This is a genomic window from Nitrosomonas sp. PY1 (assembly GCF_022836435.1).
GTDB lineage: Bacteria > Pseudomonadota > Gammaproteobacteria > Burkholderiales > Nitrosomonadaceae > Nitrosomonas.
On sequence record NZ_BQXC01000001.1, the window covers coordinates 557,406 to 577,957 of the forward strand.

At 40.7% G+C, this 20,552-nt stretch carries 19 protein-coding genes; 7 read left to right on the forward strand and 12 right to left on the reverse strand.

The window, feature by feature from the left end:
* Positions 1-439: 439 nt before the first annotated feature.
* A complete protein-coding gene (locus W03_RS02510) occupies positions 440-1,699 on the forward strand; it encodes a hypothetical protein (protein WP_244071094.1) in 1,260 nt (419 codons plus the stop codon).
* Positions 1,696-3,087 (forward strand): undecaprenyl-phosphate glucose phosphotransferase, encoded by a 1,392-nt coding sequence (locus W03_RS02515; RefSeq protein WP_244071096.1) that lies wholly within the window; start codon positions 1,696-1,698, stop codon positions 3,085-3,087. Before W03_RS02510 ends, W03_RS02515 begins: the two co-directional genes overlap by 4 nt.
* A 156-nt stretch (positions 3,088-3,243) precedes the next feature.
* Here the strand turns inward: W03_RS02515 and W03_RS02520 are convergent, their stop codons facing one another.
* Positions 3,244-3,918, reverse strand: coding sequence for a tetratricopeptide repeat protein (locus W03_RS02520; RefSeq protein ID WP_244071098.1), 675 nt, complete (start codon positions 3,916-3,918; stop codon positions 3,244-3,246).
* A 112-nt stretch (positions 3,919-4,030) separates the two neighbouring features.
* Positions 4,031-4,729: an ankyrin repeat domain-containing protein gene (locus tag W03_RS02525; protein ID WP_244071101.1), complete on the reverse strand. Its 699-nt coding sequence runs from the start codon at positions 4,727-4,729 to the stop codon at positions 4,031-4,033.
* Between the two features lie 243 nt (positions 4,730-4,972).
* Between W03_RS02525 and W03_RS02530 the strand changes: the two genes are divergently transcribed.
* The 5 genes from W03_RS02530 (at position 4,973) to purD (ending at position 10,434) form a co-directional block, all read left to right on the forward strand.
* Entirely contained in the window at positions 4,973-6,154 is a 1,182-nt protein-coding gene (locus W03_RS02530) for an FAD-dependent monooxygenase (RefSeq protein ID WP_244071103.1), read from the forward strand.
* Positions 6,155-6,321: 167 nt separating this feature from the next.
* Complete coding sequence (gene dusB / locus W03_RS02535; RefSeq protein WP_244071105.1) at positions 6,322-7,353, forward strand: tRNA dihydrouridine synthase DusB; 1,032 nt, start codon at positions 6,322-6,324, stop codon at positions 7,351-7,353.
* Positions 7,331-7,573: a helix-turn-helix domain-containing protein gene (locus W03_RS02540; RefSeq protein ID WP_244071107.1), complete on the forward strand. Its 243-nt coding sequence runs from the start codon at positions 7,331-7,333 to the stop codon at positions 7,571-7,573. Before dusB ends, W03_RS02540 begins: the two co-directional genes overlap by 23 nt.
* The gene (gene purH, locus W03_RS02545; protein ID WP_244071109.1) at positions 7,570-9,114 is read left to right on the forward strand and encodes a bifunctional phosphoribosylaminoimidazolecarboxamide formyltransferase/IMP cyclohydrolase; all 1,545 of its coding nucleotides are present in this window, start codon (positions 7,570-7,572) and stop codon (positions 9,112-9,114) included. The genes W03_RS02540 and purH overlap by 4 nt, the downstream gene beginning before the upstream one ends.
* 15 nt (positions 9,115-9,129) lie before the next feature.
* A complete protein-coding gene (gene purD, locus W03_RS02550) occupies positions 9,130-10,434 on the forward strand; it encodes a phosphoribosylamine--glycine ligase (protein WP_244071111.1) in 1,305 nt (434 codons plus the stop codon).
* A 12-nt stretch (positions 10,435-10,446) separates the two neighbouring features.
* Here purD and flgL read toward each other — a convergent pair whose 3' ends face one another.
* The 10 genes from flgL to flgC form a co-directional block, all read right to left on the reverse strand.
* Positions 10,447-11,658 (reverse strand): flagellar hook-associated protein FlgL, encoded by a 1,212-nt coding sequence (gene flgL, locus W03_RS02555; RefSeq protein WP_244071113.1) that lies wholly within the window; start codon positions 11,656-11,658, stop codon positions 10,447-10,449.
* A 14-nt stretch (positions 11,659-11,672) separates the two neighbouring features.
* Positions 11,673-13,586 carry a flagellar hook-associated protein FlgK gene (flgK, locus tag W03_RS02560; protein WP_244071115.1) on the reverse strand — a complete coding sequence of 638 codons (1,914 nt, stop codon included), beginning with the start codon at positions 13,584-13,586 and terminating at the stop codon, positions 11,673-11,675.
* A gap of 83 nt (positions 13,587-13,669) precedes the next feature.
* The gene (gene flgJ, locus W03_RS02565; RefSeq protein WP_244071117.1) at positions 13,670-14,677 is read right to left on the reverse strand and encodes a flagellar assembly peptidoglycan hydrolase FlgJ; all 1,008 of its coding nucleotides are present in this window, start codon (positions 14,675-14,677) and stop codon (positions 13,670-13,672) included.
* A 26-nt stretch (positions 14,678-14,703) separates the two neighbouring features.
* Positions 14,704-15,747, reverse strand: a complete 1,044-nt coding sequence (locus W03_RS02570; RefSeq protein WP_244071119.1) for a flagellar basal body P-ring protein FlgI — start codon at positions 15,745-15,747, stop codon at positions 14,704-14,706.
* Between the two features lie 107 nt (positions 15,748-15,854).
* Entirely contained in the window at positions 15,855-16,580 is a 726-nt protein-coding gene (locus W03_RS02575; RefSeq protein ID WP_375792705.1) for a flagellar basal body L-ring protein FlgH, read from the reverse strand.
* A gap of 25 nt (positions 16,581-16,605) precedes the next feature.
* On the reverse strand, positions 16,606-17,388 hold the full coding sequence (gene flgG, locus W03_RS02580) for a flagellar basal-body rod protein FlgG (protein ID WP_244071121.1): 783 nt from the start codon (positions 17,386-17,388) through the stop codon (positions 16,606-16,608).
* Between the two features lie 30 nt (positions 17,389-17,418).
* A complete protein-coding gene (gene flgF, locus W03_RS02585) occupies positions 17,419-18,165 on the reverse strand; it encodes a flagellar basal-body rod protein FlgF (protein ID WP_244071123.1) in 747 nt (248 codons plus the stop codon).
* A gap of 30 nt (positions 18,166-18,195) precedes the next feature.
* Positions 18,196-19,455, reverse strand: coding sequence for a flagellar hook protein FlgE (gene flgE, locus W03_RS02590; RefSeq protein WP_244071125.1), 1,260 nt, complete (start codon positions 19,453-19,455; stop codon positions 18,196-18,198).
* 13 nt (positions 19,456-19,468) lie between these two features.
* Complete coding sequence (locus W03_RS02595) at positions 19,469-20,134, reverse strand: flagellar hook assembly protein FlgD (RefSeq protein ID WP_244071127.1); 666 nt, start codon at positions 20,132-20,134, stop codon at positions 19,469-19,471.
* A 10-nt stretch (positions 20,135-20,144) separates the two neighbouring features.
* On the reverse strand, positions 20,145-20,549 hold the full coding sequence (gene flgC, locus W03_RS02600; protein ID WP_244071128.1) for a flagellar basal body rod protein FlgC: 405 nt from the start codon (positions 20,547-20,549) through the stop codon (positions 20,145-20,147).
* Positions 20,550-20,552: the final 3 nt, after the last annotated feature.

Genomic DNA, 20,552 nt, shown 5'->3' on the forward strand with positions numbered 1-20,552 from the left:
TGATTATCATTATAATCTGTTTTCTGAGAAATGCAAATTTTTATATAATCTGCAGAATATACGGTGATGGACTTCAAATTGATGTTCTGTGGTTTAGTTTCGCGATTTCTCAATTACAAAAATCAGGAAATATTTTTCTTGCTAGTTAAGAGCAATAGTTTTCTGATTGGTAAAAATAACAAACAATTTAGGCGGTTTTTGTGAAAATGCCTAGAAAAAATATTGTTTACAATAATTTTATGAGAATATGATTAATGCGAAAGTGTCGTACGAAGTGATGCGCCGGCTGGAAAGTACTAGTGAGTTTTAAAGGGGGGAAAGTTGCAAATGAAGCTTCAAATCGTTATTTTTATATACTCCAGAATATATGTGTAATGGATTCTATGATGTGATTTCATGTCTATTTCGAATACGCATTATCGCGATAATTTATTTATCAATGCTTGCCAGTTCAAATGTTGCTGCGGAGGATTTTGCTAAGTTTCTGCAGCCATCGACGTTGGGACTTGGTAGAGTCATCCAGCCTTATTTTACTTACGGACTTGTCGTCGATGACAATATAATGAGGATTCGTAAAAGGTCTAATCCAAATCAATTGGATGAATCCCAAGTAAAAGATGAGCTTTTAAAAGGCCATAAATCTGATATTACCAATCGATTTGTAGGGGGAGTTCTACTTAACAAAGAATTTGGTCGTCAGCGATTCACTGGTGATTTGAACTGGGCTTATAACAAATTTGAAAGATTCAGCGACATGAGTCAAGATTTTAAGAATGCTGCTGGTAGTTGGAATTGGGTCGTTGGTAAAAGATTGGAAGGTAATGTGGGAGTGACTTACAACGAATCATTAATGCCATTTTTATTTCAGCCAGGCGCTAAAATTCTTCGTACTCAACAAACACAATTTGTCAATGGTGTATGGACAATTCATCCGCGATGGCGTTTTAACGGTGAATATCTCCGCTATGATCAGGATATAGGTAAAACCGATCTTGCTGCTAGTCAACGGGCGAGGAATCTTGCTCGTACTGAAAATCGTTTTGAAGGTGGAATCGATTATGTTACATATGGTAGGAATACCGTTGGCGTGCTTTTCCGGTACATCATAGGGGATTTTTCCCAAGCACCTAGTGTCGGTCCTGACGGAATTCCAATAAGCAGCGATTTTGATCAAAAAGAGGTCATGGGGAAAGTGAGTTGGGCCGTTACTGAGAAATCCCATTTTTTGGTGACAGGGGGGTGGGTTGAGCGCTTAAACAAAAGCCTTAAACAGCGTAATTTTAGTGGATTTAATGCACGTGGTATTTATACTTGGAAAATGACAGAGAAACTGGGGTTCAGCGTTAACGGTTGGCGTATAACTTCTGCCATGGGTAACTTAACCGCGAACTTCAGCTTAAACACCGGTGTCAGCGTGCATCCCTACTGGCAGATTACCGAAAAAATTCGGTTTGAAGGGGATTTATCTTACGAAAAAAGGAAATTCGATCGACTCACAGCTCTTTTTGACAATGCGGAGGTTACTGGTACTAAAAATACATTTCGAAATGTGGCCTTGAGAGCAGTTTACCTACCCCATCCAAGTTTGGTATTAAGTACTTCTATTTTTCATTCTGATTTAAGTACTGATGCTGTGGTGGGTGGTTTTAATGCAAATGGCGTTACCGCTAATTTGCAGTATGTGTATGGAAAACGATGACAAGTAACGATTTACCGATAGTAGCTTTTTTTAAGCACCTGCTTGATCCTTTTATTATATGGGGCATGTTGATACTGACAACTTGGTTCTATGACGAGGATTTTACGAGTTACTATCTTGTATTGGTAATTATCACGTTTTTTATTTCATCCTATATATACGAACGCACCATGGTCTACCGAAATTGGCGTAAAGGTGGATTACTTGCTTATATGCGTGATACTGTGATCGGATGGATAATGATTGTTGGCATTATTGTCTTTCTGGGATACGCAACTAAATTTCACGATCAATTTTCTCATCAAGTACTGTTGACTTGGTTTGTTGTAACGCCTATTACACTCATTATTAGCCACATTATAGGGCGTAGCATTATTTCCTGGCTTTATGCAAAGGATCATTTGCGTTCAGCGATCGTGATAGGCGCTAATGAAACGAGCCTTGAATTCATTAAACATATCGAAGAAATACCTTTCTTATTGATCAGCTATCATGGTTATTTCGATGGACGTGTTCACTCACGTATTATCGATACGCCTGATAATTGTTTTGGTCGGCATTTAGGTGGTCTCAGCGATGTGATTGCTTATATTCACAAATATAACATCGAGATGGTATTCATCAGTTTGCCAATGTCTTCTCAGCCACGTATTCAGAAATTGATGGATGAAATTCCTGACACTACAGCTTCTGTATATTTCCTTCCCGATATTTATGTTTTCGATTTAATGCAAGCTCGATTTGATTATTTTGGGGATGCTCCGGTTGTGTCCATGAATGAATCACCGTTCGTTGGTGTTGATGGGGTAGTGAAGAATACCAGCGACTTCATTTTATCGATAATTATTTTGATCCTTTTATTACCGCTAATGCTGGGTATTGCAATTGCAGTGAAGTTGACTTCGCCTGGTCCGATTATTTTCAGGCAACGACGTTATGGTTTAAATGGCGAAGAAATTATTGTGTATAAATTTCGTTCGATGACTGTTGCTGAAGATGGCGTTAATGTGACGCAGGCAACGAAAGATGATCAGCGTTTTACAAAGATTGGTGGTTTTTTACGCCGTACTTCGCTGGATGAATTGCCACAATTTATCAATGTACTACAAGGACGCATGAGTATTGTCGGTCCACGTCCCCATGCAGTTGCACATAACGAATTGTATCGAAAGCTAATTAAAGGTTATATGTTACGCCACAAAGCGAAACCGGGAATCACAGGCTGGGCCCAGGTTAATGGTTGGCGTGGAGAAACTGAGGTATTAGAGAAAATGAAAGCTCGCATTGAACATGACTTATATTACTTGAAGAATTGGTCGATTTGGCTCGATTTCTGGATTATTATTCGAACCGTTTGGACTGTTGTTCGTAAAGATAATGCGTATTGAGTTATTACTTATTGTAAGCCAGACTGCGGTCAATTTAGGTTTCTTGGTTTGTGATATCCCTTATCGCTAAAGCTGTAGCGATAAGGGATAGGGTGTTGCAAAAGGCGCTGTACTTGGAATTAACTAATCACTATTAACGAAACTTAATAATGAGTATCATTGGTTTGCTTTGATTGCATCGAGATTGGCTTGAGCATCTGAATTCCCTTGTGATGCAGCTTTCTCAAACCATTTGATAGCTTCTTTTTCATCTCTGTTGACACCTTCTCCAGTAAAATACATTGCGCCCAAATTATTTTGGGCATCTATATGGCCTTGTTCTGCCGCTTTTTTAAATAATTCAACTGCATGATTCATATCTTTTTCAACGCCTTCACCGTTTACATACATCAATCCTAAATTGAATTGGGCATCGGCATATCCTTGTTCTGCAGCACGATAAAACCATCCAGCCGCAAGCTCTGGGTCATTGTCGAGAATTTTTCCTGAAGGGCTTTTTGAAATGGCTTCACCGGTATAGTACATTACACCTAGATTGTTTTGTGCTTCCGCATTTCCTGCTTTTGCATTTTCTACTAGCATCTTAAATTTTTTTTCAGCAGCTTCAGAATCATTATCTAGCTCTTGGGGGAAGATTTGTTTCTTTAATTCACTTTTTTCTTCATCCGATAAACCTTCTGAAAGCGAAGAGGGGATTTCTCCTAAGCGCGTGATTTCATCTGAAACGGTTGCTTTGCCTTGAGTGTCGGATTTATCGGCTACGGAATTATTATCGCAACCAATAATCAATCCAATAACTGCAATAAAAAAAATATAAGACAATGTTTTCATAATTGTTTTCCTGGGTAATAAAAAGGCGATTTATAGCATCTATCGTGGATTTGAATCGAATAAGATGTGCTGTTGATAGAGCATGCTTCTATTGATATTGTCGTAGATTGGTTTATCTTATGGCGCCAGATTTTTTCAGTATCTCTGCTATCTCACTAAATCGGTATCGTTCGGCAAGCATTAGTGCAGTCATTCCATTGCTGCTTTTTAAGTTTAAATTCGCTTTTGCTGCAATAAGGGTATATACCGCTCGTAAATGACCGTGTTGTGCCGCAATCATCAATGCAGTAGCGCCGTTTTCCAACTGATAGTCTTTTTCCGCACCCGCATCCAACAACATCTGAATAATCTGTTGATGTCCTTCTTGTGCGGCTAATAATAATGCTGTCATACCATTAATTCGTTTCGCATTGACACTGGCATGTGCAGCCAATAGCAATTCTACTGCCTGCTTTCGATTTTTGCCGGCAGCCAAGATTAAAGCAGTGTCCTTTTCATCATTGACAGCATTTACATCTGCTCCTGCTCTCAATAAAAGCTTTATAATTTCATCACGGCCATCGTGTGCAGCTTGCATGAGCGGGGTATAGTCATCGTCATTTTTGCTGCTAATATCTGCCCCTGCTTGTAAAAAGCGTTCAACTATTTCTGTATGCCCTTTTTTTACCGCAGCTACAAATGCTGTATTGAGCTCTTCTGACTGAATTTGCTTTTCGTCTAGGATTTGTTTTACCAATCGAATATTACCTTTATTGGCCGCATTTACAAGCTCACTGTCAGTTAGTGCAATTGCAAAGCTAGGTGTTGCCAAAAGCAATGGCAATGTATATCTCACCAATTTAAGTATTAAAAGTTTTACCTTATTATTAATCATATGTTGATAGCAATAAATTAAAAAAACGGATTATGCCACTGGATTTTCGTGCGATCACTTTGCCTTTTGTTAATTACTTTACACCAAACATGTTAATCTATATTGATGCCAGTTCAAACAATACAGATTTTTCAAGTTTAATCTTTATCTCGATTTTTAATCAGTTATCGATCAATTAAAATGACTAACGATCATTACGACATTGTCATTATTGGCGGCGGTCCTGTGGGCATGGCATTAGCAATAGCCTTACATAACGCGGATGCTTCGGTATTGTTATTGGAAGCTCGTGGTATACCAGAAGAGATTGGGGATCCCAGGCCCTTGGCATTGTCGTATGGTAGTCAATTGATATTACGTCGGCTGAGAGTTTGGGATCGATTAACTCAGAAAACACCCATTACATCCATCCATATCTCTAACAGGAGCAGTTTCGGACAAACATTGATTACACCGGAGGATGCTAATGTTCCAGTATTGGGTTATGTAGTCAGCTATTTCGATTTATATCGTTCCATGTACCAAGAATTGTCGGAAAGAACTACGGACAATATTGATTATATTGCGGGAGCAACCGTAACTCAATTGGAAACCTCTGATCATTTAGGTACGGTATATTTTGATTATCAAGGAAAGAAAGTAAAAGTCGATGCCCAAATGCTGGTGCTAGCCGATGGCGGTAAGTTGACGCAATTTATTCCGGGTATCGTGTATAAAACCCGAGATTATCAACAATGGGCAGTCATCGCTAATATCAAGGCCGAGAAAAAACAAGTTGGAGTTGCTTATGAACGCTTTACTCCTGATGGACCGATAGCATTATTACCCAATAAGGAAGATTTTGCTTTGGTTTGGACAGTGCCATCTTCAATTGCTAAAGAAATTTGTGAGCTTGATGATGTAGCGTTTCTTAAGCGTTTGCACCATCATTTTGGCGATAGGTTAGGTCAGTTTGTTGCAGCAGGAGAGAGATCTGCTTTTCCACTCATGCTAAAATACGCCCCTTCGATTATAGCGCAAAGAATAGTTTTGATAGGTAATGCCGCTCAAACACTGCATCCAGTTGCAGGGCAGGGATTTAACTTGGGGTTACGTGATGCCTATGAGTTATCGAGAGAAGTATCGAGTATGCACAATACGGTCAGTAAAATAGGTACATCTACTATGTTAACGAAATATAGTGAAAAGAGAAAAATCGATAGTTATGGAGGCATGATTTTTACAGATACGCTTATAAAACTCTTTTCTAACGAGCATGCATTACTAAAATCAGCCTGCGGATTTGGTTTAAGCACCTTAGATTGCGTTTCTCCTCTGAAAAGACTTGTTTCTCGTCGTATGATTTTTGGAGCAAGAGGGTAGTTTATTCGATGTTGCTACTCTGTCGGTGATCAAAGCGCTATAATTCACGCCAACCATTGTTTTAGAATGGTTTTGTTTTAATAAGAATGATGTAATCGTTAATAACTATTTTTTAATAAAGTAGATTACCTAGAATATTTTCTATCCCTGAAACGTATTCAATCTAAATGCAAATCGGTTCATATATTTTTAAAAATAAGCTTATTGTCGCACCAATGGCTGGTGTTACAGATCGACCCTTTCGACAATTATGTAAGAAAATGGGTGCTGGCATGGCGGTTTCTGAAATGGTTTCCAGTAATTCGTTGTTGTGGGGATCGAAAAAAACGGAGCGTCGTGCTAACCATGAAGGTGAAGTATCTCCAATTTCCGTTCAGATTGCGGGTTCTGACCCCAAAATGTTGGCAGATGCGGCTCGTTACAATGTTGAAAGGGGAGCTGAGATCATTGATATCAATATGGGGTGCCCTGCCAAGAAAATATGTAACGTTATGGCGGGTTCGGCTTTATTGCAAAATGAATTACTTGTTAGGAAAATTCTTGATACTGTTGTTAAAGCAGTTGATATTCCAGTAACACTTAAAATACGTACAGGTTGGGATAAGCAACATAAAAATGCTTTGATTATTGCGCATATTGCTGAAGATTCAGGAATACAAGCTCTCGCCATTCATGGCCGTACTCGTGCTTGCGCATATACTGGCAATGCTGAATATGACACTATTGCAGCAGTTAAAGCTGATGTCAAAATCCCGGTCATAGCGAACGGCGATATCACAACGCCTGAAAAGGCAGATCGGGTACTTACATACACTAAAGCCGATGCAATTATGATAGGGCGCGCGGCTCAAGGACGTCCTTGGATATTTCGTGAGATAGATCAATATTTACAAAATAAGGCTGAGTTACCATCACCTAAAGTCTCTGAAATACACCAAATTCTCATTAACCATTTACATGACTTGTATGATTTCTACGGAGAATACTCCGGCGTGCGTATCGCACGCAAACATATATCCTGGTATACCAAAGGCTTAGTTGGTTCTGCCGGTTTCCGGCATAAAATGAATCAATTGCAAACCAGTGAACAGCAAATCTTCGAAATAAATCTATTTTTTTCTGAATTAGCCGAGAAAGGCCAAAGATTGAGTTATATAGAAGGAGAGGGATCAGTTCATGAGCGCAGTGAAGGAGAATGAAATTGCAACGTGTATTCGCAAAGCTATCGGTACCTATCTGGGTGATCTAGACGGAGAGAAGCCGGGGGAACTATATAGTATGGTTATTCATAGCGTTGAGAGACCTTTGATTGAAATAGCAATTCAACATACTAGGGGTAATCAAACTCAGGCAGCGGAATTGCTGGGAATAAACCGTAATACATTACGCCAAAAAATGAAACAATATCAAATTAAATGACTATTCAATATGCACTCCTGAGTGTTTCCGATAAAACAGGAATAGTAGATTTCGCTCAACGATTGATTCAGAATGGTATTAAGATACTATCTACGGGTGGAACGGCTCAATTATTGCGAGAAAAAGGATTAGCCGTAACGGAGGTTAGTGATCATACTGGCTTTCCTGAAATGCTGGATGGTCGTGTTAAAACTTTGCATCCGAAAATCCACGCAGGAATATTGGCTCGTAACGATTTAGTAGAACATCAGCAAGCGCTTGAAGAATCAGGAATTCCCAATATCGATTTGGTTGTTGTTAATCTTTATCCGTTTAAGAAAACTATTGCAAAACCAGATTGCAGCTTGAGCGAGGCGATTGAAAACATTGATATCGGTGGTCCAACTATGATAAGGGCAGCTGCAAAAAATTACCAAAAGGTTGCTATTGTTACCGATCCACTTGATTATTCTTCCGTTTGTGAAGAGCTGGAAGCGTGCCATGGAAAGATTGGTGAGGCAACTCGTTTGAGTTTAGCGAAAAAGGCATTTTCTCACACGGCTTCTTATGATAGTGTTATCAGTAACTATCTTACCGGTATCGACAAAAATTTTCCTGATTCTCTCAATTTAAACTTTCATCTTGTCCAGGAATTGCGCTATGGCGAAAATCCTCATCAGAAAGCAGCTTTTTATCGTGACGAGGTAACGGTATCTGGTAGCTTGGCGAATTATGAGCAACTACAAGGCAAGGAGTTATCTTATAACAACATCGCAGATACAGACGCTGCATGGGAATGTGTCAAGACTTTTCATCAACCAGCTTGCGTGATTGTGAAGCATGCAAATCCTTGTGGAGTGGCTATTGCAGAAACAACTTTGCAAGCCTATCAACGTGCTTTTGCTACAGATCCCGTTTCTGCTTTTGGCGGTATTATTGCATTCAATCGACCGCTAGATAAAGAAACGGCAGAATTCGTTTTGAAGCAATTCGTTGAAGTCATCATTGCTCCACAAATATCATCTGAAGCACAACAAGTTTTGGGGCAAAAAAATAACATTCGCGTATTGATTGTGTCATTAGAGAATCATTTTCATCAGTATGATTTGAAGCGAATTGGTGGAGGCATTTTGGTGCAGACTCCAGATATAAAAAATGTTACCGAGTCAGATTTACAGGTCGTTACACAGGTAAAGCCAACCGCACAGCAACTTGCAGATTTATTGTTTGCATGGCGCGTGGCGAAATTTATCAAATCGAATGCCATTGTGTTTTGTCGTGAGGGTCAAACTGTAGGTATAGGTGCTGGGCAGATGAGTCGTGTAGATAGTGCACGTATTGCATCTATTAAAGCTCAGCAAGCTAATCTTTTATTATCAGGCTCTGTTGTTGCTTCAGATGCTTTTTTCCCTTTCCGAGATGGCTTGGATGTTGTGGCACAGGCTGGTGCAATCGCTGTGATTCAACCAGGCGGCAGTATTCGAGATAACGAAGTTATTGCGGCAGCCGATGAACAAGGTATTGCAATGGTGTTTACAAATATTCGTCATTTTAGGCACTAATTTGTTTTAATAATTATGAGAGTATTGGTTATTGGTGGCGGTGGTAGGGAGCATGCGATTGCATGGAAATTAAAGCAATCTCCTCGTGTTGATAAAGTATTTGTGGTGCCAGGCAATGCAGGTACAGCACTAGAACCAGGTGTTGAAAATGTTGGAATAACCGAAATTCCTGAGCTTGTTGAATTTGCGCAAAAAGAATCTATAGCCATTACTATCGTTGGTCCCGAGGCACCGCTGGCTAATGGCATAGTTAATGACTTCGAAAAAGCGCGATTAAAAATTTTTGGACCGACTTGGCAGGCTGCGCAACTTGAGACATCAAAAATTTTTGCTAAGGAATTCATGTTGCGACATAAAATTCCAACAGCAGGGTATATGCGATTTACCGATGCATTATGTGCTCATCGTTATATTGATGAAAATCCCGCACCGCTTGTTATTAAAGCAAATGGCTTAGCTTCTGGGAAAGGAGTAGTGGTTGCAGAAACGAAAGAGCAAGCACATAGTGCTGTGGATGCTATTCTTGTTGCCAAAAGCTTAGGAAATGCAGGAAATGAAATTCTCATAGAGGAATTTCTTCAGGGCACAGAAGTCAGCTTTATTGTTATGACGGATGGGCAATATGTATTGCCGCTAGCGAATAGTCAGGATCACAAACGGCTCTATGATGGAGATCAGGGTCCTAATACTGGTGGAATGGGTGCATATTCACCTACACCTTTTGTATCATCCACGCTTCATGAAAAGATTATGCAAGAAATCATTCATCCCGCGATTGATGGAATGAGGCAAGAGAATATTCAATATCGTGGTTTTTTATATGCCGGGCTTATGATTTCTCAGAATGAACAACCAAAGGTTTTGGAGTTTAATTGTCGACTGGGTGATCCCGAAACACAACCAATTATGCTTCGACTCAAGAGTGATTTTTTTTCAATCATAGAGCATGCTGTTAATGAAACTTTGGATAATGCATTGATTGAATGGGATTCGCGAATTGCATTAGGGGTTGTGATTGCTGCGCATGGTTATCCTGAGAATCCAAGGAGAAACGATGTTATTCAAGGGCTAACGGAATCAATGCTTGCGCAAAAAGATAATAACGATTTCCATGTTTTTCATTCCGGTACTGTTATTCGGAAGAATGGTACTAGTGATGAGATTGTTACTGCTGGGGGGCGCGTACTATGTGTTACGGCATTGGGCGAGACAGTCAAAATTGCGCAACAAAATAGTTATCAGTTAGTAGATAAGATTTCTTTCAAGGATTGTCAGTTTCGTCGGGACATTGGTTATCAGAGTATTCGACGCTTGAGTTAGAGTTATTTGGAGTTATATGTAATTAAATAACGATAAGCTAGAAATTTTTACGTATGATTGTTGAGCGGCTTGAAGATAGAGTTGTTGTCGTTGTAAATCTGATATCGATTTTGCAAAGTCAACATCTTGTAGATTTGACAATAAGCCCTCAAATTGAATCTCTTGATCGCTTCCTACGCTTTCTAGTGCATCAATCTCTTGAAGCCTTGATCCGATAGCTGATTGTTTAGTGAGTACATTTTCTAAGCTATTGCTGATATCTTGTAGTGTAGAACTTAAAACGTTTGCAAAACGAGTGCCGTCAGGTTGGCCGGCAGCGGGTTTTTCTAGTGCTGAAATTAAATTACTAACGGTCTGGAATATGCTTTTGTTAGTGCTAGGGGATACAGTAAATTTATCACCATTGACAGGATCTCCTTTGATATTAAATTGGATTCCGTCGAAATTAATTGTACTGCTGCTGTTACTATAAGAATTACCAGATGAAACGGTTGTTGATGTCGTTGTATTGATAACATCATAAGTTGTAACTCCTGCCACAATGGAAAAGCTTATTTCATAGCTATTACCCGTTAAGCTGCCTGGATTAACTACAGATCCTGCATCGACAACTCCTGTTCCTGCGTTTAGAGGGTGAGCCGCAGTGGCAAAGACGCCATTACCATTTTTGATTCGCTCAAAGATGTCGGTTCCTGGATCGCTCACAGCCAATTGGCGTGAAAAGCTCACCTGACTTAACCTTTGTCCTTGATCTCCCTGGTACTGTACATTCAACCCGGTTTGACTAAAAGGTTTTGTGTTCGCTTGATATCCTGAAAATAGGAATTGGCCTTTCTCATCAGTTGCATTCGCTAATCCGACAAGAGATTCCAGTTGGCTGCGCATTTCCGTTGCGACAGTTATTCGATCAGCATTACTGAATGAGGCAGTTCCTGCACGTACTGCAGATTCATGCACATCTTGTAGCAATGATGTCACTTTTTTTAATACGTTTTCTTCAAGCTTCAATGATAAATCTGCGGTTGTACGATTAACCGAGTATTGCTTGTTAAGTGATATAGATTGACTGATATTTAATGCCTGTGTGGCAGAAATGGGATCATCAGAAGGTGTTAATACTCGCCTTCCAGTTGAGAGTTGCTGTTGAGTTTTGATTAATGAGTCTTGTTGCTGAAGCATTAAATTCGTTCCCGTTTCATATATAGTATTTGAACTGATGCGCATTCTATTGCTCCTTATTAACCAAGCTGTAGAATTGAGTTAAACAGTTTTTCACTGATTTCAATAATTTTGCTCGAGGCTTGATAGACTTGTTGATATCGCATCAAATTAGCGGCCTCTTCGTCCAAGTTAACACCCGAAATCGACTCCATTGAATTTTTAGTTTGTGTTAATAAATTTGCCTGAGCCTTACTTGTTACTTCTAGTTCGCGCGTTTTGTTACCTATTAGAGAAACCAGTTGCCCATAAGAGGATTGATAAGTAGCAGAACCGCCATCCATGGTGTTTTTTGTTTGTAAAGTACCTAATTGGAGTATGTTACGATTGTCTGCAAAGCCATTGCTATTAGGTGTTATTGTGAAAATATCTCCACTTGCAGGTTCACCACTAATCTGAAAGGTATATCCATTAAATGTGATATCAGCTCCTGAAGTGTAAGTTTGATTAATTGCTGGCAGCCCGGAACCCAATCCGGTTACATTGTATTGACCATCATAAGGCGTGTGAAATGTGATCGTCAGCGGTTGTTGGAGATTGGGATCGGCAGGAAATGCCGTTACATTCCCAGCGCTGATGAGGCCTGTGCCGGTATTTGATAAAGCCGAACCAGTGCGATTAGGGCCTGCTGCAGCTATTTTAGCGGTATCTTTAATGTTAACCGCAATATCTCTGGCACCATTTATCGTTGGCTGAATTAGAAATCTTTCGTTGGCTAGAATGCTTGCATTGGTAACGGTTACTCCATCAAGAGTTAATGGAGAGGCAGGTGAAGGCATTGTTGCGCTACTGATAGAGCTTTTGTCGGATAATCTCATCAAAGTATAATTCGTTCCGTCATAAGAGAATTGGTAATCGCTTGTCGTTAAATTTCCAAAATCAGTGATCGAGGCAGAAATACTTGATGTTCCGCTATTTATCAAAGAAGAAATAATTTTCGGTGAAGATACTGTAAAAAAGTCACCGCCCATTTCACCATTAAGGTCTACGCCTAAGTGGTGTTGCTCATTAAAATTTTGTGCCAATGTTATTGCGATTCTTCCTAATGAGCTCTGCGCATTTTCAAGGGTATTACTGCGAAATGCGAATAGGCCCCCTAAAGATCCTCCGTTTATTTGTTCTTCAGGTAATTGAATAGTACTTCCACCGCTAACTATGCCTAATGTTAAATTGCTCGGATTATCGGGAGATTGTATTGTTTTGAGTGATATCGCTCTAGAACCAACAACTATTGCTTGACCATTGCCAATATAAACATTCATACTGCCATCACCTTGTCTTACTGTGTCAGTGTTTACCAGTTTGCTGATTTGATTGATAAGTTCATCTCTTTGGTCAAGCATATCGTTAGGAGGTTGTCCAGCAGTAGAACCTTCAGCTACTATGATTTGTTGGTTAACTTCAGCTACTTGCTTTGCTAGTGAATTTATTTCGTCAATGTTGCTGGTTATTTGCTCATTTACTCCACTTTTAATTTGAAACATTCGCTGATCCAAGCTTTGGAAGCGCGCAACAAGAGCTTCTGAGCTACTTAATATGGATTGGCGCGAGGATGTTAAAGAAGGGTTTGTGGCGACATCCTGTATGGCATTAAAAAATTTCTGTAATGTTGGTGATAAACCAGAAGTCGCTTCAGCCAGCATATTGTCAAGTTGCTTTATTTCCGCATAATTGGTATCCAGCAATTGACTTTGTGTTTGAACCTGCAGAGATTGCGACACGAGAAATTGACTATATATGCGTTGTATGGTGGTTGTATGAACCCCTTTTCCTACAAATCCAGTGCCAAATGATTGCGGAGCATTAGTGCCTTGCAGTACCTCTTGTCGCTTAAAGCCAGGCGTATTGGCATTGCTTATGTTATGGCTGGTTGTCTGCAATTGATTCTGTGCAGTTAGAAGGCCAGAGATACCAATATTTAGAATATTTCCCATAATATTATCTAAGTTCGTATTTTTAGAGAGCCATATTCGTTATATCGACGCAACGAAAGAAGTATTAAGCAGATTTTAAGTAATTAAATAAATTTTCGATTTTGTATTGCTTCGTTATTAATTATCTTAATTAATTTGTCTGCATAAAGTGGATCTGTTGCATAACCTGCTTGCTGCAAGCCATTTGCAAATGCAATGGCGTCGGTATTTTTTACAACTTTGGCATATCGTGGATTGTCCGATAGCAACTTGGCATAATCACTGAACCCTTCTGCATATGAATTATAGGCACGAAATTTTTCGACAATTCTTTGTGGAGCACCATTGATGTACTCGGTTGTTACTGTCTCGATAACTTCCCCTTTCCAGTTTGCTCCAGCTTTAATACCAAATAGGTTGTAACTAGGCTTGTTGTCCGCACGCCGAATTTCATGTTTACCCCAACCGCTTTCTAAAGCAGCCTGCGCTAGGATAAATTGAGAAGGAATGCCCGTTGATTGAGTGGCAACTTTTGCATGAGGTAAGAGTCTGTCGATAAAACTGCTGATTTGATTAGATAATTTACTGTTTGTTAATTCCGATTGCTTTGAAAGAGAGGAGGATTCCGTTCGTGTATTAGCGATATTAGGTGTGCCGATAGAGCTAATATTTGGAGTGCTTTTTAATGTAGGCCATAGCTGTTGAGATTCATCATTGGGATGCATGCCCGGAATAATGGGTAACTTTTTATTCGGATCAGTTGTAGGTAGTGTCGGGTTAACTTCATTAGAAATAGAAGCTCCTAATGCGTGGGACCGTGATAGTTGTTTTACCATCATATCTGCAATACCGATGCCTCTTTTTGATATATGCTGCGCCAATTGCTGGTCATACATTTGGGTAAAGAATTGTGTTTGCTGACTATCAAATAACCCATCTTTTGGCGTAGCTTCGCGCATACTTTTTAGAAGCATGTGCATAAATAGCCCTTCAAATTGTTGTGCAACTTTTTGTAAAGCATTATCTGGATTTCTTTTGGCTAGCACTTGCAATTCATCAATGCTCCTGGCATCAATCGCGAGCCTGCTTGAGATATCGGGTGAAATAATCATGATTATTCGTCCTTATAAAAATGAGATTAGATTATTTCCAGATCTGCACGCAAAGAACCAGCTGCCTTTAACGCTTGTAATATAGAAAGTAAATCTTGTGTGGTTGCGCCTATGGCTGTCAAGGCTTTTACAACTTCGCCTAGATTGGCACCATTTGGTAGTAACATCAAATTTCCTTCTTCCGTGCGTATTTCTACTTGCGAACGTTGCGTAACGACAGTTTCTCCACGCTGAGCAAGCGGGCCCGGCTGACTAATAACGGGCTCTGTATTTATGATGATTGATAAATTACCATGTGCAATAGCGCTGGGTTCGAGAGTGACAGTTTGATTCATTGCTACAGAACCTGTTCTGGAGTTAACAATAACTTTAGCAGTAGGTTTTGCAGGATTGATATCTAAGCTTTCAATTTTTGCGATAAATGCAATGCGCTGGCTATTGTCAATAGGTGCTCTAACTTGAACCATTCGGCCATCAATGGGCGTTGCAGTGGAAGGGTATAGTTGATTGATCGCATCCACGATGCGATGAACGGTTGTAAAGTCCGTCGAATTTAGCTCCAGATTAATGTAATCGCCTTGTCCGACAGTTGTGAGTATTTCACGTTCTACCAAGGCTCCACCTGTTACGCGGCCTACACTTAAATGATTAACTTGTACACTACTGCCGCCGGCTGCTGCACCGACACCGCCTACTAAGACATTTCCTTGAGCGAACGCATAAACTTGGTTATCGATACCTTTGAGTGGCGTCATTAACAGTGTGCCCCCGCGCAAGCTTTTTGCATTGCCCATGGAAGATACTGTGACATCAATTTGTTGCCCAGGTTTTGTAAATGCAGGTAATGTTGCGGTTACCATGACTGCAGCAACATTACGTAATTGCAAATTGGTGCCAGGTGGTAAATTTATACCTAATTGACCCAACATAGAAATGACGCTTTGCACCGTAAATGGTGTTTGTGTTGTCATGTCACCGCTGCCATCAAGCCCTACTACAAGTCCATAGCCTATGAGTTGATTGCTACGCACACCTTGGATGGAGGCTAAATCCTTCACGCGGTCAGCCATGCATAATCCAGGTAAAAGAAGAAGAGTAAAAACAAGTGTCAGTCGGGTAAGGATCTGTTGTGTTTTCATAATATCGTTTGATAATGGATTTTGTGCACAGGATTTGTTTAGAAAGGGGAAATGGATAAGAAGAATCGGGATAACCATCCCATTGTTTGCACTTCATCGACGTATCCGGTACCTCTATATTCGATCCGCGCATCAGCTATTTGCGTGGAAGAAATCGTATTGCCGATAATGTGTATTGGATTTATAACACCCGAGAGCCTTATGAATTCTTGCCCTTGGTTAATGCCTATTTGTTTTTCACCGCTGACGACCAGATTCCCATTAGGTAATGCTTCAATGACCGTTACTGTAATTGTGCCATTAAAGTCATTTTTACTTGAGCTTCCGCCGCCGCCATCAAACTTATTATTGCTGTTGGCTTTGATGGTGGCATTTTTTGATAAAAGTGTAAGAGGAATACCCAAAAAATTTGGTACCGAGAAATCAATGCTTCCAGACCGGTCGATATTACTCTCGGAGCTTTTACTCGCATTGGTTTTTTCTCTAAGATTAACCATAATGGTGTCCCCAACTACCCGTGCCCGACGGTCCTCAAATAAAGGTGTGTAGCGGACACCATTGATCGTGCTATTTATGGACTGAGCGATGGCGCCATTAGGTTGCGCTGCTAAGGCGCTCTGTTGCGGAGGCCTTAGTGTGTAAGGTTGATATGTCACAGTGGATGGGGTCATTAGTGTATTGCAACCTGTCATAAAGCAAGCAAACACCGATGCATAAATCCAGCGGCACTGATTCTTGCTTTCTTTGTCCATAGTTGTTGGCATAGTAGTGCCTTACTTAATCATCACGTTATATTTGAGCTAGCCGTTGCAACATTTGATCCGAAGTTTCAATGGATTTTGAGTTCATTTCATATGCGCGTTGTGTTTGGATCATGTTGACCAGTTCTTCCACCACATTGACATTAGACGCTTCTACATAACGTTGCATTACTGTTCCTAGGCCATTGGTGCCGGGAGAATTTTGATTGGGTGTTCCGCTGGAAGCGGTTTCTAAATAGAGGTTTTCACCTATTTTCTGCAATCCCGCAGGATTAATGAAACTTGCAAGCTGTATATTTCCGACCTGAATGGGTGCGACACTACCAGGCATTGTTGCAGAAACTGTGCCATCTCGAGCTACTGTTATATCAATCGCATTGGGAGGCACGGTAATGACGGGTTGAACTGGATAGCCGCTTGATGTTACAACTTGCCCGTTAATATCTGACTGAAAAGCACCGTCACGAGTGTATGCAGTTGTTCCGTCGGGAAGCAAAATTTGGAAAAAACCAGCGCCATTGATAAAAATATCACGTGAATTATCGGTGGGTTGTGGTGCCCCCTGAATAAATACGCTTTCAGTAGCAACAGGTTTAACACCAGTGCCTAATTGTAGACCCGTTGGCAATTGTGTTTGCTGCGATGATTGTGCGCCGGGTTGCCGTATCGTTTGATACATTAAATCCTCAAAAACAGCGCGAGAGCGCTTAAAACCGTTGGTGCTGACGTTTGCCAAATTATTGGCAATAACATCCATCTTGGTTTGTTGTGCATTCAACCCTGTTTTAGAAATCCATAACGAACGTATCATGATAATTGATCTCTGGTTTGTTATTAATAATTAGGCTCTTAAAACCATTATTTCACTGGCCTGCCGAGCATTGTTCTGAGCACTTTCAAGCATTTTCATTTGCATATCAAATTGCCTGGCCAGTGCTATCATGCTAACCATTTCATGTACAACATTGACATTACTGTCTTCTAGTGTGCCATCTGCAAGCCTAACTCTCGCATCTACAGGTGCATCGTCTCCATTTTTAAGCCGGAACAAACCGTCTGTACCTTTTACCAATTGATCTTCTGGTGGATCAACTAATTTGATCCGAGCCACAGGCGCGACAGTATTAGGCTGTGGGAAAATGGGTACCGATGACACTGTTCCATCCACACCAACGGTAATACGTGTATCGGGTGGAACAGAAATGGTGCCGCCATCACTGTTCTTTACTTTAAATCCATTTTGTGTGAGTAATATTCCATTAGAGTTCACTTGTAAATTGCCGTTTCGCGTGTAAGCTTCCTTGCCATTATCAAGCTGAACGGTAATCCAGCCAGAACCGCGAATTGCAACATCGAGATCGCGTCCAGTAGTTTGTACTGACCCAAGTGTGAAATCTGCGGAGGTGGTTGAATCCACTACAAAAGCTCGAGTGGGTGAGCCATCTCCAAAGACGGGTACCGCACGAAACGCATTTTTTTCTGCACGATAGCCATTTGTCGATACATTCGCAAGATTATGAGCGACGGTAGCTTGCTGATGCAATGTGTGATTTGCACCTGTCATTGAAGTATAGATAAGTCTGTCCATATCATCTCACTGGAAATTGCGAAAATTGCATTAAAGATTAACCAAGGTTTGTAAAATGGCATCTTGAGTTTCAATTGTTTTGGCATTGGCTTGATACATACGTTGAGCTGTAATCATTTTTACCAATTCAGAAGTTAGGTCAATATTGGCATCTTCCACGGAAGAACCAGCAAGTACGCCGAGTGTTCCGGTTTGGGGGACTCCTATTATCGGCTGTCCGGATTGAGGTGTTTCTATCCAGTTTCCATTTCCGACGGGTGTAAGTCCTTGTGCATTAGCGAAGTTTGCTAGAACGATTTGTCCCAACGTTTTGGTTTTTCCATTGGTAAATGCGCCTTGAATAATTCCGTCAGGAGAAGTTTTGAATCCAGCTAACCTTCCGGAGGTATATCCATCTTGTGCATGGGTATTGACGCCAAAAGGCGATCCGAATTGGGTGGAATTCGTTAAATCCAGAGAGAAAGTAAGCGGAGAAGTGGCACCTTGAGACGGACTGATCGTGTTTAAATCGACTGTTACATCGAATGGAGCAGTGGGACCTGGTGCTGTTAGGGCACCTGTTGTATCAAAGTTTAAAGTGGTGCTGGCAAGTGTAACACCTTGAGGAGTGCCGGTATTATCAACTTTCCCATCGACTGTTGCAAAGATATTCCAGGCACCTGCGGTTGCTGTTTTCTGGAAATAGAAAGAGAGAACATGGGAGTTGCCTAGGCTGTCAAAAAACTCGCCAGAAGTTGTATTGGTATAGCTTTTGGGATCATTGGCATTAAAAGTTGTGACAACAGGGGGAACCGAATTTGAATTAAGATTGAAGCCAATATCATAATTCGCGGTGGCTTTGGGTGGAACATCTGCAGCATTCAGTTTAAGATTTGTTAACTGACTTGCAATGATATTTCCGTTATCATCGGCCATATAGCCTGTTACATTTGAGCCGCTTGCATTGGTTAGGAAACTATTGGCATCTACATGAAATTGTCCATTTCTGCTGTAACTGATTATGCCTCTATCATTCGTACGAAAAAATCCTTGACCGTTAATTGCGATATCTAATGGATTGCTGGTCGGTGTGATTCCGCCTTGATTGAATCCTTGCGCTATAGTAGCTACCCTAGAACCGATACCTATTTGTGATGTTCCTGATCCGGCCAGTGAGTTTGCATAAATATCGGTAAATTGTGCTTGGGATTCTTTAAATCCTACCGTGTTGGCATTTGCAATATTGTTTCCAATCACATCAAGATTTGTGGAGGAAATATTTAGCCCGCTTAAGCCATGTTCAAAACTCATGTTGATCTCCTAATTAGAATACTTGTTTAATATCAGATAAACTGACCAGTCCAATCTTATCGATGTCTAGCAGCGCGCCTTTTTCATTCGGTGTTACGCTATTGACTGTCCCTAGAGAGAGTGCGTTGGCTTTAATATCGTTACCACCCTGGCTTGCTACTATCGAGAAAGTGTACTCACCATTTGCGGCTAGAATACCGCTATCTGTTTTTCCATCCCAAGGAATAGCATTGACTCCGGCCGGCATGTTTCCTAAGTCCATATGACGAATTGGTAAACCAGAACTATCCATAATGGTGACTTTAAGTTGATCAACCGCTTGATCCAATTCGACTCCAGCCGCCGCAGCACCTTGCTCAAGTGTGAGTGTTGTTCCTGGTACAAGAACGCTATGTCCAATCATTTGGGCGGCTTCCATCGATAAACTTTCTGCAACATCCGAATTAAGGAGTTGAAGTGTGCTGTTCAATTTATCGATTCCCGAAACTGTACTAATTTGTGCTAATTGACTGGTAACTTCGGCGTTATCCAGCGGTTTAAGAGGATCTTGATTTTTCATTTGAGTTACGAGTAGTTTCAAGAACCGATCTTGAGGGTTTTCAGCGCTCTTTTTTGTAACATTGGTCGCGGCATTAGAAGAAGAAACCGTTTGTGTACTGATTGGTTGTGCTGAACTCATTTTTTTCTCCTTATTGACCGATCGTGAGTGTTTTTTGCAATAACGATTTTGTGGTGTTCATCATATCGACGCTGTTTTGATATGAACGTGATGCTGACATCATATTGACCATTTCATCGACGACATTGACATTAGGCATCGTTACATAGCCATCTTTATTAGCCATGGGGTGCTTGGGTTCGAAGATCTGCCTCATCGGAGATGCATCATGAACGACACCGGCAACTTTAACACCGCTTGCGCCGTTTAAATTGGCTTGCAATGTACTAAAAACCACCTGACGGCCACGATAAGGTTCACCGGTTGAACTGGTAACGCTATCGGCGTTTGAAAGATTACTGGCGACTACATTCAAGCGTTGTGACTGAGCCGACATTGATGAACTTGCAATACCAAATACATTGAATAATGACATTTT

Excerpts from the sequence above, each read along its gene's own strand:
- purH (WP_244071109.1), top strand. The coding sequence starts at position 7,570 with ATGACTATTCAATATGCACTCCTGAGTGTTTCCGATAAAACAGGAATA.
- W03_RS02595 (WP_244071127.1), bottom strand. The coding sequence starts at position 20,134 with ATGAGTTCAGCACAACCAATCAGTACACAAACGGTTTCTTCTTCTAAT.
- purD (WP_244071111.1), top strand. The coding sequence starts at position 9,130 with ATGAGAGTATTGGTTATTGGTGGCGGTGGTAGGGAGCATGCGATTGCA.
- W03_RS02540 (WP_244071107.1), top strand. The coding sequence starts at position 7,331 with ATGAGCGCAGTGAAGGAGAATGAAATTGCAACGTGTATTCGCAAAGCT.
- flgC (WP_244071128.1), bottom strand. The coding sequence starts at position 20,549 with ATGTCATTATTCAATGTATTTGGTATTGCAAGTTCATCAATGTCGGCT.
- dusB (WP_244071105.1), top strand. The coding sequence starts at position 6,322 with ATGCAAATCGGTTCATATATTTTTAAAAATAAGCTTATTGTCGCACCA.
- W03_RS02570 (WP_244071119.1), bottom strand. The coding sequence starts at position 15,747 with ATGGCTGACCGCGTGAAGGATTTAGCCTCCATCCAAGGTGTGCGTAGC.
- flgG (WP_244071121.1), bottom strand. The coding sequence starts at position 17,388 with ATGATACGTTCGTTATGGATTTCTAAAACAGGGTTGAATGCACAACAA.
- flgK (WP_244071115.1), bottom strand. The coding sequence starts at position 13,586 with ATGGGAAATATTCTAAATATTGGTATCTCTGGCCTTCTAACTGCACAG.
- flgE (WP_244071125.1), bottom strand. The coding sequence starts at position 19,455 with ATGAGTTTTGAACATGGCTTAAGCGGGCTAAATATTTCCTCCACAAAT.
- W03_RS02575 (WP_375792705.1), bottom strand. The coding sequence starts at position 16,580 with ATGCCAACAACTATGGACAAAGAAAGCAAGAATCAGTGCCGCTGGATT.
- flgJ (WP_244071117.1), bottom strand. The coding sequence starts at position 14,677 with ATGATTATTTCACCCGATATCTCAAGCAGGCTCGCGATTGATGCCAGG.
- flgL (WP_244071113.1), bottom strand. The coding sequence starts at position 11,658 with ATGCGCATCAGTTCAAATACTATATATGAAACGGGAACGAATTTAATG.
- flgF (WP_244071123.1), bottom strand. The coding sequence starts at position 18,165 with ATGGACAGACTTATCTATACTTCAATGACAGGTGCAAATCACACATTG.
- W03_RS02510 (WP_244071094.1), top strand. The coding sequence starts at position 440 with ATGCTTGCCAGTTCAAATGTTGCTGCGGAGGATTTTGCTAAGTTTCTG.
- W03_RS02530 (WP_244071103.1), top strand. The coding sequence starts at position 4,973 with ATGACTAACGATCATTACGACATTGTCATTATTGGCGGCGGTCCTGTG.
- W03_RS02515 (WP_244071096.1), top strand. The coding sequence starts at position 1,696 with ATGACAAGTAACGATTTACCGATAGTAGCTTTTTTTAAGCACCTGCTT.
- W03_RS02520 (WP_244071098.1), bottom strand. The coding sequence starts at position 3,918 with ATGAAAACATTGTCTTATATTTTTTTTATTGCAGTTATTGGATTGATT.